The sequence below is a fragment of the Lamprocystis purpurea DSM 4197 genome, from assembly GCF_000379525.1.
GTDB lineage: Bacteria > Pseudomonadota > Gammaproteobacteria > Chromatiales > Chromatiaceae > Thiodictyon > Thiodictyon purpureum.
In genome coordinates, this window is sequence record NZ_KB902386.1 from 44381 (window position 1) to 59104 (window position 14724).

Below are 14724 nucleotides of genomic sequence, written 5' to 3' on the forward strand. Positions count from 1 at the left end.
GGCCAGGTTCCTGGTCCCATCTCACGGTGAGCCCCGCAGTCGCAGCACCGCGCCCGCCGTGGCAGCGACCGGGTACAGGGTCGCAAATCCGTACCTCTGCTGAAGCTCTGGGTCGGCCCAACGCAGATTGCGCGCCGTCGCGTAGTTGAAGCAGAGCACCGGCTGCGGTCCCCCGTGCAGCACGACCCGGGCAAGCGTCTCGTCGTCGGGGTGACCGAAGTGGGTGTTGTCGGTACTGACCGCGTAGTGCTTGGCCTGCACGACGCTGAGCAGCTCGCTTATCAGATTGCCGCGACTGCCGTGGTGGCTGAGCTTGAACAGGTCCACTTGGAGGGACTGCACGCGGCGATGCTTGGCCAACTTCCGTAAGGCGCTGGCGAGCACGCTGGGAAAGGCATCGGCAGCCAGCAGCAATGAGGCGCCGCGGTGCTCCAGCAGCAGCGCGATGCTCGAACCATTGGGCGGCGTCGTGTCCATGGTCGACGGGTGGGCCGCCAAGGCGTCCAGGTCCAGGGTTTCCATACTGCGGCTCAGTTCGAGGGCTTCGGCGCCGTGGGTCCGTTCGGACTCGGTGTCGGCCTCGCCGCGGTGTAGTCGCTCCAGCGCGGCATTCCACACAGTGGCCAGCTTCGCCAACTGCTTCGGCGTGGGCGAGAGCAGTGTCAGTCGGGGGTGGTCGGGCGGCCCCGGAATTTCGACAAAGCCTCCGTCGCCGTAGATGCAGACGGCCTCCCCGCCGAAGGCGCGGTTCCAGGGTAACTCGCGGTCGGCAGCACCGAGCAGGGCGGCGAGCGCTTCGCCTTCGCCGACGGCGCGGGGCACAGCGCCCAGGTGCCGCCGGCCGTTGAACCAGATGTCGCCAAAACGCAGCGCCAGTTTGGCATCGTCGAACCACCTCGGCACGGCGCCGATGTGGTCATGGTCGATGTGGCTGACGATCGCCACGTCGATGTACCGCGTGCCATCGGCGGCAGTTGGCAGCTTGGTCAGGCGCTGGCGCACCTTCGGCCACGAAACTGACGGGCCGGAATCCACCAGCAGCCGCCAGGCGCCGCCGGGTACCGGACAGGTCACCAGCAGCGCATCGCCGTAGCTGGCGGGCAGGGCCTCGAAGGTGACGGCAGGGTCGGTGGACATGGCTGGTCAGTCTTTCGTCAATGGTTCAACGCCGGTGCGGGTCGCCGTCACTGGTAATTCCGGTCTTTTCCAGGACGACGCGGCCGGTCCTGCCGTGCGGGTGCCCCTGGTGCGCCATCGCGATTTCGCGGTGCACGTCATGGCCAATGGTCCGGAATTCGATCCAGTTCACGGATACGACACCCGTTGGTTCAGGTCCCAAGGCCAAGGCAAGGCACGCGGGATCTCGGCGCCCGACTCCAACATCGCGGATCACCATCGGGGTCTCGGTTGCCTCCAGCCCTTGTCGCTCAGCCCCCACCCTGACCAACGCAGCCGCGACGCGACGGGGATGGATACCCTGCAGCGGCGGAACGATCCCAGGTTCCCGAGGACTCCCAAGGACCGCCAACGCATGCATCAATGGGTCACCCGCGCGACCTTACCAAGGCCATGCGCCCACAGTTGGCGCAGAAGTTCCATCCGGCCCTCCAGAATCCGCACCAATGCCTCCTCGACCGACTCCCCACCCAGCCAGTCGCCGTTGAGGATCGATTCGATCGCTGCGTCATCGGGGCACTCCACCCATGCGGCGCTGAACCCGGCGAGCCAGTGACGCTGGGCTTCGTCGTCGTCCAGCGGCGGGTAGAAATCGTGATCGTTGGTCTCGGCTCCGAACACGGCGTAACCCGCACTAAACCAGCCGAAATCAGCGACGTTGGCCGGGAGGGTCATGAACTGACCTCCGCTACAGCGCCTGCCCGCGGGCACTGGTCGTCAATGTCGCGATCGGATGGCGGAACCAGGGCGCGACGACACCGGCTCTCGGTTGCCGCGAGAGGCCAGGCGCGCTCGAACTCCACGCCATCGAGGGGGCGGAGTTGGTAACGGGCCGCTGAGAAGACCAGTTCGCCATCTTTTGGCGTGATCAGCCGGACCCTGTAGAGCCGCTGGACGGGCCTGGGGCATCGAGAAGGCGTCAGCGACCCCCGCCACTGCTCGGGGGCGACGATCTCGGCCAGGGCACCGTTGTACTCGGGGTGGAACGCCGAGCGTTGCAGGATGGCGAGATCGCCGAGGTTGAAGTCTGGAGACATGGACGCCTTGAATACCTCACTTTGCGTATCGGTTGACAGTGTAGGTTACACGTTGCAGACGGGCCGGTGGACGAGTTCTGGTGCTCACCGTCTCGGTCCGGACGATCCCGTGATGATCTGACAAAAAAGCGCCTGCCCGGCACCTGGGTTTTTTTCTTCTGCGTTGTCATTTGAACATCTTCGCGCGGCCACTGCCGCAATACTCTTCTTAAGACTTAAAAAGCACTAAGAAATACTAAGAGCCTGGCTGGTGCGTTTTTTTATAATATATATCATATTGTTGGATGCTTCAGAGCAAGGGCTTCGATCCCTCAAAACACGGTGCTCGGTCCCTCAAAACACGGTGCTCGATCCCTCAAAACACGGTATCTCCGTCCCTCAAAACACGGTGCTCGATCCCTGGAAACACGGTGGTCCTGTGGATCGTTGTGGATAACTCAGGCATCTCTTTCCACCCCTTGACATGGCGGTGCCGCCGCTGATCGAGGTGCAAAGCACCGTGTTTTGAGGGATCGAAGCCGCGTGATGTGGCGCTCACCGCCGACGCCCGGGTCCATGTAAAGCAAGCCTCGCTGCCGCAAGGAGTGGAACAGGACGACCGTCTAGCTCGCCTTGGCGGGAAACGTCACCGCTAGAACAAACGGATGGGAACGCCCTGTACCGGTGATCGAGAAAGATTCAAGGAATCCATTCTCTTGCATGATCCCAAGCTGAACTCGGGCATGATGATTCAGTTTCCCCACCCGTTCCTGTGCGCCGATTGCATCGTACATTGCTGTCAGTTCGATGACATAGATTTGATTACTGCGTTGGCTCGCAAGGAAACGGTGAATTGCCCGTCCAAGATCGGAGAATTTCCTTCGAAGGGCCAAGTCGATGTACGTGCGATAACTTTCCAGCCACTGCGACACCAGAGGATGGAATTGGACGTAGTAGCAGGCGTCTTTCTCCTTCGAGAAGCCGGGTGTATCGAACAGAGAGATCGTTTTTCTCGAGTATTCATGACCACCACGTGGCAATTCGAAGCGAAGCCTGAGTCCAGAGAGATCATCAAGACTCTGACGCCGCCGCGCCAACTCGGGTCCACTCCAACCACCCTTTGGGGTCTCACCACGAATTGCGGTCTCCAACTGTGACATTCTAAAATACAATGTATCGACTTCCACGACCTCTGCCGGCCGCGTACGGTCGTTTGAATCATGGCACCGCAGAGGAACTGGCAGATGATCAGGGAGCCCCTTCAGTCGCCGCGAGCGCAGTACCATGAGACCGAGCAAGGTGTCCTCATCATAGATATTCAGCGCTGGGCCGGACCGCAACACACCCTCACCATCCCACCGTGAAGCCAGGGGCGTCCATCCTCGTTTGAACATCTCAATTGCAGTCTCGCGCGTCACTGGCGGGAATAGCGGAAGCCTTGTCAGTGGCGTAGGATATTCGGATGAGGGAAAGAGTTCGACTTGTTCCAATCCCCGTTGATGGACGAGCGTTTCCAGATTGTGATTGGCTGCCGCGACCAATACCTTGCTCGAACGCCCTGTCCCCACCCGCTTCTTGCGTTCTTCAGTCCGCGCCCCCTTTACTGAGGCTGCTACAGCGGATGTTGTCGCTTCGTCGACTGCGGACGTTGTCCTGGCCTTTCCGTTGCGCTGGATCCGCTCAAGCAGGGCCTCAAGGCTTTTGCCTTCCGTCGCACTGTGCGCGTCTGTACTCAAGTTAGCGTCAGGCCCAGGCGGCGCCGCGCCGGGAGGGTGACTGTCCGGAGCACCTCCCGGTCGCGTCCCGGGCGGCCGACTCCGCGGCTTCGGGGCGGATGCGTCGATTGTCATGGTGCCTTGCCCCTCCTAGTCATCCTCCCCAGCAGGACCCTCACGAGCCGTTCAGTTTCGACACTGAACGCCGCGGCCAGCCGGAACACCGCTCGAACGAACGGGCAGCGCTCAACGCACTCGATCCCGGAGATCGTCCCCTGCCCTAGGCCAACCTTCTTGCCGAGAACTGGGTAGTTCCAGACCCAGGCGCGCAGGTCGTGCATCCGTCGCACGTTGCGACCGACGATCTCGCACGCCGGGTGGTGTATCGCAGGTTCATTGGCGTTATTGCTCACGAAATAGACATTTTATAGATATTATAGAAACGCTTTCAGGCTTTTTTTAGCACGCACATAGAAAAAACGTGCTTTCCGCTATGTTCAGACAGCCGTTTTCGTCCATCCTTAGAGGGTATGAACGAAGATACCGAAACACCCGTCTTAGTCGGTCAACGCCTGTCCTCTGCGAGGCTGAACGCTGGTTTGAGCCAGAAGGAGCTTGGCCGGCTCTGCGGCACCCCGCAAAGTCATATTTCCGGCATGGAAAGAGGCAAGCGCGCGCCCTCGATCGAAATGGCCAAAGCATTGGCGCAAGCGCTGGGAGTCAGCGTACACTGGTTGATCGGAGGCGACAGCAGTGCCACGCTCGCAAACCGGGAGACCGGCACGGAGCATCTTCTCGCCGATACCAAGACGCCCGCGGGACTCGCGACACTCGCTGGCGACGCCGCCTTGTGTGACATCTTGAACATCCGCTCCGTGGAGTGGGGTGCTTTGCGGTCGCTGACCACGCCGGAACCGCTGACCAAGGAGGGGTACATCGCGATCCTGCTCGTACTGCGTGCGCACGTGGCACCCTGACACGCTGTGCCCTAGCGTGACACTAGCGTGACAACTGAGAGCCCAGATCAAGCACTTGCTGGCACTTCCGTGCCTCGTTTAGCCAGGGGTGGCGGCACAAGATGTTGATAAATAAATACTATTTAGCGGGCGCGTGTCTTCGGGAGGCAGAAGTCGCAGGTTCAAATCCTGTCACCCCGACCAAATTCCTAATTGCGAACAGTACGTTACGGTTAGTCATCAGTCTCGATTCAAGGACGAATCAGCAAACGTGAAACCCGAGCGTGAAACCGTTGGCCCGGTGCGATCCAGTACCGCAACGGCCTCGGACAAATCGCTCGGACGAAGATGGGCATAAACCCGAGCCGTAATTGCCACGTCTCCGTGGCGAAGTAGTTTTGACACCCGATCAATCCCGACCCCGGCTTGTACGAGCCAACTACCGAATGTCCTCCGTAGATCGTGAGGGTGAATATCGGCCAAGCCAGCGGACTTTACGCACGAAGCGAATCCAACCTTTACGCTGGCGATTCTGCTTCCATCTTTTCTCGCAAATACCCACGAAGACCCAGGGCACCACGTCGATCTGAACCGTGCTCGCGACATGAGCGCTTCCCGCGACTCATGATTCAGGGGCACCGACCCAAACTTTGCATTCTTCTGATCGTCCGGCGCAAAAATGATCCGGTCCCGGTCAAAATCCACTCGGCTCCACTCAAGCCCAAGGATTTCCCCCGGTCGGAGCCCCGCGTAAAGACCCAGCCGCATAAACTCCAGCAGCCAAGGCCATCGCTGAACTCTCCGCTCCGCTTCTGCCAGGAGCACCGCTGCCTCTTCCGGGGTCAACCACCGGGCACGGCCCGCAGGTTCCCGCTGCCGACGCGACTCCCAGGGGTTCGAAACATCCCAGTCCAGCTCGCGCCGTACCCAGTTCAAGGCTGCCGACATGAGCCCAATCTCCTTGTTCAGCGTACCCGCCGCGATCCCCTGCGCCGTCCTCTTGGCGATGTAAGCCCGGACCTCTGCACCGTCGATGCTGGCAAGTGTCTTCCCGCTGAACGCTGGGAAAAGCGCCTTCGCACTCCAGCGATCCCGCTCCGGAGCGCGCTTGGTCGGCGTCACTTGGTCCAAGTACGCCAGTAACAGGTCGTCGAAGGTGTAACCCGCGGCCGTTGGTACGGGCGGCGGCGTGACGAGCCATCCAGCACGCATCGCAGCAGCCTTCAATCCCTTCGGGTCCGCGTCGATCCGAATTCCAGTACTGCGGCGAGTCGATCCGCCGAGTCCGTCGGGCGTCGCGGCCCACCAGTACGGCGAGTCCGGTCGCTGGAAGAGACCATCTTGGTCGCGTTTCCTGGCTTTTGGCATGGTGTTATCTCCAGCACCGCCGCCCCGGGCGAAGTATCGCCCAAAGCATTGTTCGTGACTAGCGCTCGCGCACTCGCGGGATCGATCATCCGGCGTCGCCCAATCTTCACCGGTCTCAGCTTGCCCGTTGCCAGCAGGCGCTCCACGGTGCGCCTGCTGATGTTTCCGAGCTGGCGCGCGGTCTCATCAATGCTCCATAGCAAGGGTTCGGTCACGGCATCGTACCTGGTACGCTGGCGAGGAAACCCTCGTGATCCAACGCTGTCACCCCGGCCGGGGGGCACCAGATGTGCGCGCCTCCCGTCATACCGACTCGGTTGCCACGGACCCTCACCGGCTTGCGTCGGAGCATCCAGCCGATGAGAGCCGCCCGGTCGCGACTGGACTCATAGCTCCATAGAAGCAAATAAATCAGCATGATATGATTTCCGCGTCTTCCGCCGTCGCTATTGGTTGGTAGATCAAGATAAAGGCAAAACCCACTATAGCACTTACAGAGATAAGATATAACACAAAAGAAAGTGTACTACTGTTCCGTGTGTGAGATCTTCTTTGGACAAAAGAAATCCCCGGCCAGCCAAAGGCCGGTCGGGGTTATCAAGAGACAGAACCGTTCCGAACTAGGCCGCCAGGCCCTTGAGGCTCCACAGATCAGCCCAGTCCAAGCCCTTCGCGCCCACGGGGATAGGCCCCCGCGGGACGTGGATCGCGACGCGCAGACGCTGATCGATCAAGCGGTCGTGTAATTTCACGGCGGCATCCTCTCCTGTCCCGGAGAGGTCCAGGTCCGCCCAGATGACCAACAAATTCACCTCCGGCGGCGGCTGGAATCGCTCCAGGAGCTTCGCGGAGACGCCAGCCCAGACCGGCATCCCGATGCGCTGCCGGATGACCAGGGCCGTCTCAATGCCCTCGGTGATCCCCAGGGTGGGTCCGGCCGGATAGAGCCGGATGGCGCCACCGACGACCAGCCCCAGTGGGACCATCATCTTCTTGGGACTCGCCACCGGGGCCTTGCGCCCCTCCGGGGTCAGGTAAATCCGGTGCAGGCTCACCGGCTGCCCTTGAGCATTCGACACCCGGGCGATGATCGCCGGATAGGTGCCGATCCTCCTGCCGTCCTCGTAGTACCCCAGTCCGGGGTGGAACCGAACGACACCGGGGTCCGGTGTCGCGTCGATGCCGCGCCGCAGGAGGTAGCGCTGGAGCGGCCGGGCCTTGGCGTCCTGCGGGTCCAGGGTCTCGGACCAGACCCGCCGCAGCGCGGCTTCGGCGGCGCCATCGTCTTGGCGTCGCACCGGGGCGGGGCGCGGTCTGGGTTGCCGTTGTGGCGTCGGCATCCAACGACTCCCGGCGTCCAGGTGGAGATCGTGCGCGACCGCCTCCAAGGCTTCACGGAAGCCCCAGTGGTTCGCCCACATCAGCAGGGCGAACCCGTCGCTGAAGGACCCACAGGTGTTGCAGATCCCTCCCCCACGTTCATTCACGTCGTTGAATACCCGAAAGCCGTCCTGTCCGCCATGGATCGGACAAGGTACATGTCGGCCCGACCGGGCCAGCGCTTGTTCCAAGGTCGGCGCCAGACGCCCCAGGATATCGCACCAGTGGCCATGGGCCTGTTGACGGACAACCGCCGCCTCAATACGTTGAGTCATCTCACGCTCCATTGTCGGACGCGGCGACACGGAATGCCGATCGGGCATCCCATGTCACCCCTGGACTGGTTAAAGCAATCCCCGCTCCGCGAGCGAGTTCGCCTCGCCCTCACCCACGATCAGATGATCGAGGACGCGCACGTCGATGAGGGCCAGCGCATCCTTCAGCCGTTGCGTGATACGCAGATCCGCCTGACTTGGCTCAATCACCCCCGAAGGGTGGTTGTGCGCAAAGATCACCGCGGCGGCATTGGTCTCGATCACCCGGCGGATCACCTCGCGGGGGTGCACGCTCGCCCCATCGATGGTGCCCTTGAACAATTCCTCATAGCGGATGACCCGGTGCCGGTTGTCCAGGAACAGGCAGACGAAGACTTCATAGGACAGGCCGTAGAGCTTCAGTTTCAGGTAGTCGCGCGTCGCTTGCGGACTGGTGAGGCAGTCCCCCTTGGTCCGGTACACCGCCTCCAAACACCGGATGGCTTTCGCCACCAGTATGCGGTCGGTGCGGGACAGGGCGGGACGACGGTCGTCGTCGTCCAGTTCGTCGGCGAACAGGGACAGTTGTTTGGTCATGGTGGTCTCCGGGGTTGGTTAAACCGGGGAGACGCACCGTCCCCCACGGGGAGCACGCGTCTCCCCATGGGGGTCAGTTGGATCGAAGCGCCGCGCTGGGCGGGCGGCTCACGGGCTTTACGGTGGTGAGCGGCGCGCGTCCTACGGTTCCAGTTCCGCAGACACGAAAGCCTCGACCTGCAGGTTCCCCGCGGCATCCAGGCAGATCGCATAAAGGCCGTCTTCCAAGGAGGCGTCGCTGGCGCGATGCTGCCGCGCCCTGACGAGCACCTCGGGCTCGTCCAGGGGACCGATCACGCAGGGCTCCAGATCGCCCTCCATGATTAGCAGCCAATGGCGGGCCGAGGGTCGCTCCATGGTCTCGGCCCCGTTCGTTGGTGTCATGTGTCTCTCCGCATACATGGGGGGACGCACGTTCCCCATCGGGGCGGCGACCTCCCCGGTGGGGTTGATTGAACGTGGTTCAGAGCAGGCTGAGAGGCCTCCCGGCGAGGCCGCAATAGCCTCTGGGTCCGTCATCCGCACGATAGCTATCCGGCATCTTGCGCGAATCCATTCCCGCGTCTTCCCAACGCCACGCCATGCATTGCTCATGCAGGCACGGCGCAAAGGTGGAGACGGTGGGAAGAGTGCCATTGCCAAGCTGACCGGGCTGATAGACCGCGGTGAGCTCGTCCATGGTCATCCGGCGGCTGATCGTGCGCAGGGGACAGCCGATGTTTTTCGCTTCGTCCGCGGCGACGATCATGACTTGGCCCCGTCGGTCATGGACTGACCATCGTCGAGCGGGTCCGGGGCATCCTTCGGGCGCCAGCCGTGCTGGCAGTGGTTCTTGCTCACGTCTCACCTCATTGGACTGGCGGGGAGACGCACGTTCCCCGCGCAGGGAGGTCGTCTCCCCGAGGGGGTTATCGAACGGGTTTGACGTTACGCGGTCGCGGCGATGCCGCACGGACCGATCAGGACGAGCTGGTTACCGTCCTTGACGCGCGCGTACACCTGCTCCAGCAGGTCGATCGCGTCGGCCTCCAAGTGGGTGTCCGGATGACCGGCGACCCGGGTCGTGATCGCCGGGATGGCGTCGTAACAGGACAGTCCGGCCCGGAAGCCGTCGCGCACCGACCGCCACGAGTGGCATTGCTTGCGCTCGACCAGGACGTACGGCGGCGACCACCGCACCGGGGTCCGGCCACCGTCCGCGGTGTCCATCAGCGCCATCTTCCCGCGCAGTTGGTAGGTCGTCGCGTCGAACACCTGGCTCCCACAGGAGACCCAGCTATGAAACGCGAGCCCGCCACTGGCCGGGTCGCAGGGCACGCCGTCGACGTGGTGACACACCACGGCGCCGGGCGCCTTGCCATCGACGCGCCAGGCGGCATAGCCGGCCACCAGGCGCGCGTCATCAATGCCCTCACGGGCGAGCAAGTGGCGGCACGCCAGGGCGTGCCAGATGCAGTCTGACCCCAAGCGGCTGCTGGTGGTCGTGGCGATGGTGCGCACCGCCGTGGCGATGCGGCTGGCGGTCTCGGTGGGGATGGTCATGTCTTGCTCCGGTTGATCGGGAGACATGCCACCCCGTTTTGGGAGTCATGCTCCCAAGTGGGTTTCGAATCGATCGTCGTTGTAGCTGTTCTTCTATTCCGCCCAGCTGGCGGTGATCTCGGCCTCACCATGGAGGACCGAAGAAGCGATGCATGCGTTGTGCTCTCACGGGTGCGTTCACCAAAAGCACAGGGCAGGCACGCCTCCCGGACCAGGCCGGACAGTCCACGCGGGACTGCCGGCCTGAACCTGGCGTGGGTTGGTTACTTCAGGAGCAGCCGCTCCGCAATCCGGAACAGCTCACCCTTGAGCTCGGCGACGCTGGCGATCTGCACCGCGACCGGAAACAGCCGGTCGACGCTGGTGGCAATCCCCACGCCGATCATCTCGATCCCGGCGGCGCCGGCCCGGATCACCATCGCGCTGGCGCTGCCCCAGTCATCCGGGGCGCCATCGGTGAGGGTCAGAATGACCCGGCGTTCCTCCTGCCGCGCCAACAGGTCCGCCGCGGCATACCACAGCGCCCCCGTCATCGGCGTGCCGCCGCGAGCGTGTTGCACGAAGGCCCCAGACCGGGCGGCCACGCGATCGCCGTGGCGCATGATGCGGGTGACGATGGCGGGGTCCCGGTTGCCGCCTGGGAAGGCGGTGGCGGCACAGGACACCCCGCGGATCGGCTCAAGCGCGAGCGCCAGGGACATGGCCGCGTCCAGGGCGATGCGATCCGCGCCATCATTCATTGATGAGGACAGGTCGATTAACACGTGGATCGCGGTGTTGGGGCTGATCCGCTGGTCGGTGCGCTGGAAGATCCGATCGTCCCCGACCGCCGCCCGGTGGAGGTGTCGGGTGCTCAGGGCGCGTCCCCGCCGTGCCGTCCTGATCTTGGCCATCGCGTGGGCCTGGACGAGGCCCTGGAGCCGTGCCGCGAGTTTCGCGGACTCCCCTTTCACCGCAGCGAGACGGGTCTGACCGAGCGCCGGGTCCCCGTCGTAGTCCTCCACGGACGGCAGGAGCGGCGTGCAGGTTCCCACCCGCTGCGCGTTCAGGGCCGCAGCGACGACCGCGAAGAGATCCTCGGGTAGATCGTCCTCACCAGCCGCGAGGATCGCCCGCAGCGCGCTGCGGCCGTCCGCATCGGTGCCACCGGGCTCTTGGTCCTCTGCTGCGCCATCGTCACCGGGCGCTTGATCCCCGGCCGCATCATCGTCACCGGGCTCCTGGTCCCCTACCACATCATCATCACCGGGCTCCTCGTCCCCGGCCGGATCATCGTCACCGGGCGCTTGGTCCCCGGCCGCATCCTCATCACCCCGCGCTGGGTCCCCGGCGCCGGCTTCGTCGTCAGGCGCTTGCTCGCCCGCACCGTCGTCGTCGGACGCTGGCGCCGAGGGCGGCGGCTCCGGTGCCTCCTGCTCGACCAGCGCCACGATGCGTTCCGCCAAGTCGGCCGTGGACGCCGTACTGTCCAGGCCCGGGACTGCTGCGAGCAGCCCCAGCAGGCGATGGACGAAGCGGGCCGGGAAGGTCTTGCGTAGCACCCGCTCCGATTCCGCGGCGAGGTCCTTTAAGACCGCTTGCCGACGCACGCGATACCGCAGCATGGTCAGGAGAAAGGCAGTCAAGACCCTGGCCGGGCTATCACCCTCCGTCGCCGCCTTGGTCCTGCCCTCACGGACCAGCCATTCCAGCGTTGCGTCCAGCGTCTTTACGGAGCCGGGGTACGGCCCCAGGATCGCGTTCTCGATCCGCACGTCCTCCAGAATGTTGAGGACGGTGTTCACGAGCGGATGCGTCATCGCGGTGACGCGGTACACCGCCATGTCGGTAAACCGGACATGGGCGGCCTCATGGGTCAGATAGCCCCACGCCAGCGTCGTGGCCACCGGCGTGTCCCGGATCTCGGGGAGGCGGATGGTCGTACCATCCGTGCTGGCCTGGGTTCCCCCGACCTGCACCTTCACGCCGAATTTCCGCCCATAGGCAGCGGCAACGATCGGCAGGGCCTGCAGCAGATTGCCCTTGTTCATAGTGCGCTCCAAAAAAATGATGGGGCGCACCACCCCCGGCAGGGGTCGGCGCCCCGCTGGGGTGGTCATCAGCGGAGCGGGCGCCGGAGCGCGCGATCCGCCACGTGGTCAGAAGAAGAAGCCGCCGCCGTCATCGACGGCCAGTACCTCTTCTTCTTCCTTCTCCTCAACCGCAGGCTGCGCCCGCGGCAGGTCGTCGGTCCTCTCCGTGGTCTGAGGCGTGTCGGACGTCGCCGACTCAGCCCCAAAGATCACGTCCAGTCCCTCATCAAAGGACAACTCAGAGACCTGCGGTGCAGCCGTTTCAGCGGCGATTTCCACCGCGTCCAGGGTCACGATGCCGGTCTCGTCATCGTGTTCCGACGCCGTCTCGCCGGTCTGCATCGCCCGTTGCCCGGCGCCATGCCGAGCCATACGCTGGGAGTCGCCCAGCAGGAGCGCGAGGCCCATCCCCTCGTTGAAGATTGGTCCCTCGATCGGACCATCCGCCGGCACCCGGGCGAACCAGTCGTCAATCGTGTCGACCACCGGTGCAATCCGTTGATCGATGAACTATAGACAGGCCAATTTCTCCCGGATGCGCCGGAAAGTCCCCAGCGCGCGGCGGTGGAGCTTCTCCTTGCCCTCGAAGCTTTCATCCAGCTCCCGGGCCATCTGTTCGACCTCGGCGAAAATGCCATCGCCGAGCCCGTTGACCTCCTGCTCCAGGGTCCCCGGCGTGTCGGCCGGGGCAATCTGAACCAACTGGAAGCCGAAGCGCAGACGGCCGCCGACCACCGTGGCCGGCTCGATCGCCCGCCGGATCGGCGCCTCCCAGGCCGGAAGGCTGGAGATCCACGCCTCCAAGGCCTGGTCGTACTCGGACAGGAAGGTCTGGGTCTGCGCATCAAACGCGGCCTTCACCGTCTCCAGCTTGTCCGCCAAGGACTCGGCATGACAGTTGGGCACCGCAAACCCGCCAAGAAAGCGGGTTCCGATGTGCAGGCAGGCCCGTTCACCGACCTTCTTCAGCCGGTGGAACTCCTTCAGCGCATCCGGGTTGCAGATACGTTTCGACCCCAACGAAACGAGGTCCTCCGGTGGGATCTCGGTCCCGAGCTTCAGGTCCTCCGGCCGGAGCTTCTTCCGCCCTGACCAGATGTTCACGCCCAGCACCACCAGCGTGATCTGGTCCGTGATGCGATGGATGCGGTGGATGTCTTGCACGGTTTGTCTCCTTGCCAAACTGGGCACAAGCAACCGCCTGGCGGCGACCACCGGCGCCGCGGTTGGCGGTTGGATTTGGACGATGGGTTTAGAAGTAGAAGCCGTCTTCATCCCCGCCCAGGAAGGCAGCGATGTCGATGGTTGGCTTCTTCCGTTTCCTCGGTGAGGGCTGCGGCGCTGGCGGGCGCTCGGGTGCCGGCGGTTGACTGCGCGGCAGCGGTCTGACCTCCCCGGCAGGGTTGATCAGGCGCCGCCCAACGGGCTGATAGCCCTTCTTCATCTTCGCAGTGCGACGCTGCTGGATCGTCGCCAAGGTTAGACCAAGCTGGTGTTGCACCAGCCGGCCGGCTTTCCCCCAGCGAACTTCGTAAACCCCGGAACCGCTGCCCATCTCGGCGTAGCCCCACTCCTTGGCCGATCCATCCGGATGGGTGAAACGGAACAACTCGTAGGTCTTGCCGTTCACGGCTGCGACCCATCCCAGTAGTCGCCAAAGACGTCGGCCGCGATCCGGTGGATCGCCTCCTGCTGCTCTGGTTCCGCCCGTGCGGTGAGGGCCTGGGTCAAGGCGTACGCGAAGACCTGCGGAGCGCCCTTGAAGGTCAACGAGAGACCCGCCCAGCGGACCAGGGTCCGCGTACTCATGGTGACTGTCAGCTCCGCCCCACCCTCCCGGGTGCCGACGAACAAGCGCCGAATCTCACCGGCCACAGCGATCATCTTCTCGGCGATCAGGTCCGGCAGCCGCGGGACCTGGGTCTGGATGATGGCTTTCTCGATTGCGGGCTCGGGGTAGTCGACTTGGACCACCCGGAAGCGGTCCATGAACGCGAGGTTCTGGCGCAACACCCCCTGGTAGAGGCCGGTGCCGTCCCCCGCGCCCACCGAGTTACCGGTGGCGAACACCCGGAACTTCGGATGCGGTCGGATCACCTCCCCACCGTTCTCGGCGATCACCAGGGGCTGGCCCTCGATGATGTCGTTCAAGCCCGCCAGTTCCGCCGGGTCCATCAGGTCGCTCTCATTTAAGATCAGCAGGTGCCCATCCCGGGCGGCCACGGCCAGGGGGCCGTAGATGAACTTGGTCTCGCCTTGGACCAGGATGAACTGGCCGAGCAGGGCGTGCAGTTCCATGCGACCGTGGCAGGTCACCGACTGCACGGGCCAGAAAATCCGGCTGGCGACCTGCATCACCAGGCTGGTCTTGCCGGACCCGGTGGGGCCGGTCAGGAACAGCCCGTCCCCCGCGGGATCGCGCAGAAAGGCCAACACGTCGCGCAGGACCGCATTGCGGAACACATAGGGCTTGCGCACCGGGATGTGCGGATGGGACTCGTCGCTGAAGCCGAGGACTTCCAGCCCGGCGCGGGCCTGGACGCCGAAGGTGGTCGCGACATCAAAGCGTTGGTAGGGACTCATGGTGGTCTCCTGGGTCGGTTGCGGAACCGGAGGAGACGCACGCCTCCCGGTGGGGGAGAACAGGT

General features: G+C 63.9%; 17 protein-coding genes, 1 tRNA gene and 1 pseudogene. 2 read left to right on the forward strand and 17 right to left on the reverse strand.

All coding sequences use genetic code 11. From position 1 onward, the window contains the following. Window positions 1-21 precede the first annotated feature (21 nt). The 6 genes from A39O_RS0104625 to A39O_RS0104655 all read right to left on the reverse strand — a co-directional run bounded on the left by A39O_RS0104625 (window position 22) and on the right by A39O_RS0104655 (window position 4248). Entirely contained in the window at window positions 22-1137 is a 1116-nt protein-coding gene (locus A39O_RS0104625; RefSeq protein ID WP_020503535.1) for an MBL fold metallo-hydrolase, read from the reverse strand. A gap of 25 nt (window positions 1138-1162) precedes the next feature. Next, window positions 1163-1309, reverse strand: a complete 147-nt coding sequence (locus A39O_RS40320; protein ID WP_157639628.1) for a hypothetical protein — start codon at window positions 1307-1309, stop codon at window positions 1163-1165. A 227-nt stretch (window positions 1310-1536) separates the two neighbouring features. Beyond that, complete coding sequence (locus A39O_RS0104635; protein ID WP_020503537.1) at window positions 1537-1851, reverse strand: hypothetical protein; 315 nt, start codon at window positions 1849-1851, stop codon at window positions 1537-1539. After that, window positions 1848-2213, reverse strand: a complete 366-nt coding sequence (locus A39O_RS0104640) for a hypothetical protein (protein ID WP_020503538.1) — start codon at window positions 2211-2213, stop codon at window positions 1848-1850. Before A39O_RS0104640 ends, A39O_RS0104635 begins: the two co-directional genes overlap by 4 nt. A gap of 602 nt (window positions 2214-2815) precedes the next feature. Next, complete coding sequence (locus tag A39O_RS40325; protein WP_157639630.1) at window positions 2816-3928, reverse strand: hypothetical protein; 1113 nt, start codon at window positions 3926-3928, stop codon at window positions 2816-2818. A 110-nt stretch (window positions 3929-4038) separates the two neighbouring features. Then, window positions 4039-4248, reverse strand: a complete 210-nt coding sequence (locus A39O_RS0104655) for a hypothetical protein (RefSeq protein ID WP_020503541.1) — start codon at window positions 4246-4248, stop codon at window positions 4039-4041. Window positions 4249-4437: 189 nt separating this feature from the next. Between A39O_RS0104655 and A39O_RS36195 the strand changes: the two genes are divergently transcribed. Both A39O_RS36195 and A39O_RS40330 read left to right on the forward strand, forming a co-directional pair. Then, on the forward strand, window positions 4438-4884 hold the full coding sequence (locus tag A39O_RS36195; protein ID WP_020503542.1) for a helix-turn-helix domain-containing protein: 447 nt from the start codon (window positions 4438-4440) through the stop codon (window positions 4882-4884). An 85-nt stretch (window positions 4885-4969) separates the two neighbouring features. Continuing rightward, window positions 4970-5063 (forward strand) — tRNA-Pro (locus A39O_RS40330). Window positions 5064-5103: 40 nt separating this feature from the next. On the opposite strand, the gene A39O_RS31995 is transcribed toward A39O_RS40330, so the two are convergent. From A39O_RS31995 to A39O_RS0104710, 11 genes and pseudogenes are all read right to left on the reverse strand, one after another. Further along, on the reverse strand, window positions 5104-6075 hold the full coding sequence (locus A39O_RS31995) for a tyrosine-type recombinase/integrase (RefSeq protein ID WP_020503543.1): 972 nt from the start codon (window positions 6073-6075) through the stop codon (window positions 5104-5106). 11 nt (window positions 6076-6086) lie between these two features. Beyond that, window positions 6087-6515 carry a helix-turn-helix domain-containing protein gene (locus A39O_RS43455; protein WP_083924517.1) on the reverse strand — a complete coding sequence of 143 codons (429 nt, stop codon included), beginning with the start codon at window positions 6513-6515 and terminating at the stop codon, window positions 6087-6089. 336 nt (window positions 6516-6851) lie between these two features. After that, entirely contained in the window at window positions 6852-7886 is a 1035-nt protein-coding gene (locus tag A39O_RS0104670) for a DUF7146 domain-containing protein (protein WP_026199169.1), read from the reverse strand. Between the two features lie 69 nt (window positions 7887-7955). Continuing rightward, on the reverse strand, window positions 7956-8462 hold the full coding sequence (gene radC / locus A39O_RS0104675) for a RadC family protein (RefSeq protein WP_020503545.1): 507 nt from the start codon (window positions 8460-8462) through the stop codon (window positions 7956-7958). A gap of 141 nt (window positions 8463-8603) precedes the next feature. After that, window positions 8604-8846 carry a hypothetical protein gene (locus A39O_RS0104680; protein ID WP_245561772.1) on the reverse strand — a complete coding sequence of 81 codons (243 nt, stop codon included), beginning with the start codon at window positions 8844-8846 and terminating at the stop codon, window positions 8604-8606. 79 nt (window positions 8847-8925) lie between these two features. Then, window positions 8926-9210: a hypothetical protein gene (locus A39O_RS40340; RefSeq protein ID WP_157639635.1), complete on the reverse strand. Its 285-nt coding sequence runs from the start codon at window positions 9208-9210 to the stop codon at window positions 8926-8928. A gap of 179 nt (window positions 9211-9389) precedes the next feature. Beyond that, window positions 9390-10004, reverse strand: a complete 615-nt coding sequence (locus A39O_RS36200) for a lasso peptide biosynthesis protein (RefSeq protein WP_020503548.1) — start codon at window positions 10002-10004, stop codon at window positions 9390-9392. Window positions 10005-10267: 263 nt separating this feature from the next. Beyond that, window positions 10268-12034, reverse strand: coding sequence for a hypothetical protein (locus tag A39O_RS0104695; protein ID WP_020503549.1), 1767 nt, complete (start codon window positions 12032-12034; stop codon window positions 10268-10270). A 108-nt stretch (window positions 12035-12142) separates the two neighbouring features. Then, window positions 12143-13351: pseudogene (locus A39O_RS32010) on the reverse strand (DUF3150 domain-containing protein). After that, window positions 13329-13706 carry a hypothetical protein gene (locus A39O_RS0104705; RefSeq protein WP_020503552.1) on the reverse strand — a complete coding sequence of 126 codons (378 nt, stop codon included), beginning with the start codon at window positions 13704-13706 and terminating at the stop codon, window positions 13329-13331. The pseudogene A39O_RS32010 and the gene A39O_RS0104705 overlap by 23 nt, the downstream one beginning before the upstream one ends. Beyond that, a complete protein-coding gene (locus A39O_RS0104710) occupies window positions 13703-14659 on the reverse strand; it encodes an AAA family ATPase (protein WP_020503553.1) in 957 nt (318 codons plus the stop codon). Before A39O_RS0104710 ends, A39O_RS0104705 begins: the two co-directional genes overlap by 4 nt. Window positions 14660-14724: the final 65 nt, after the last annotated feature.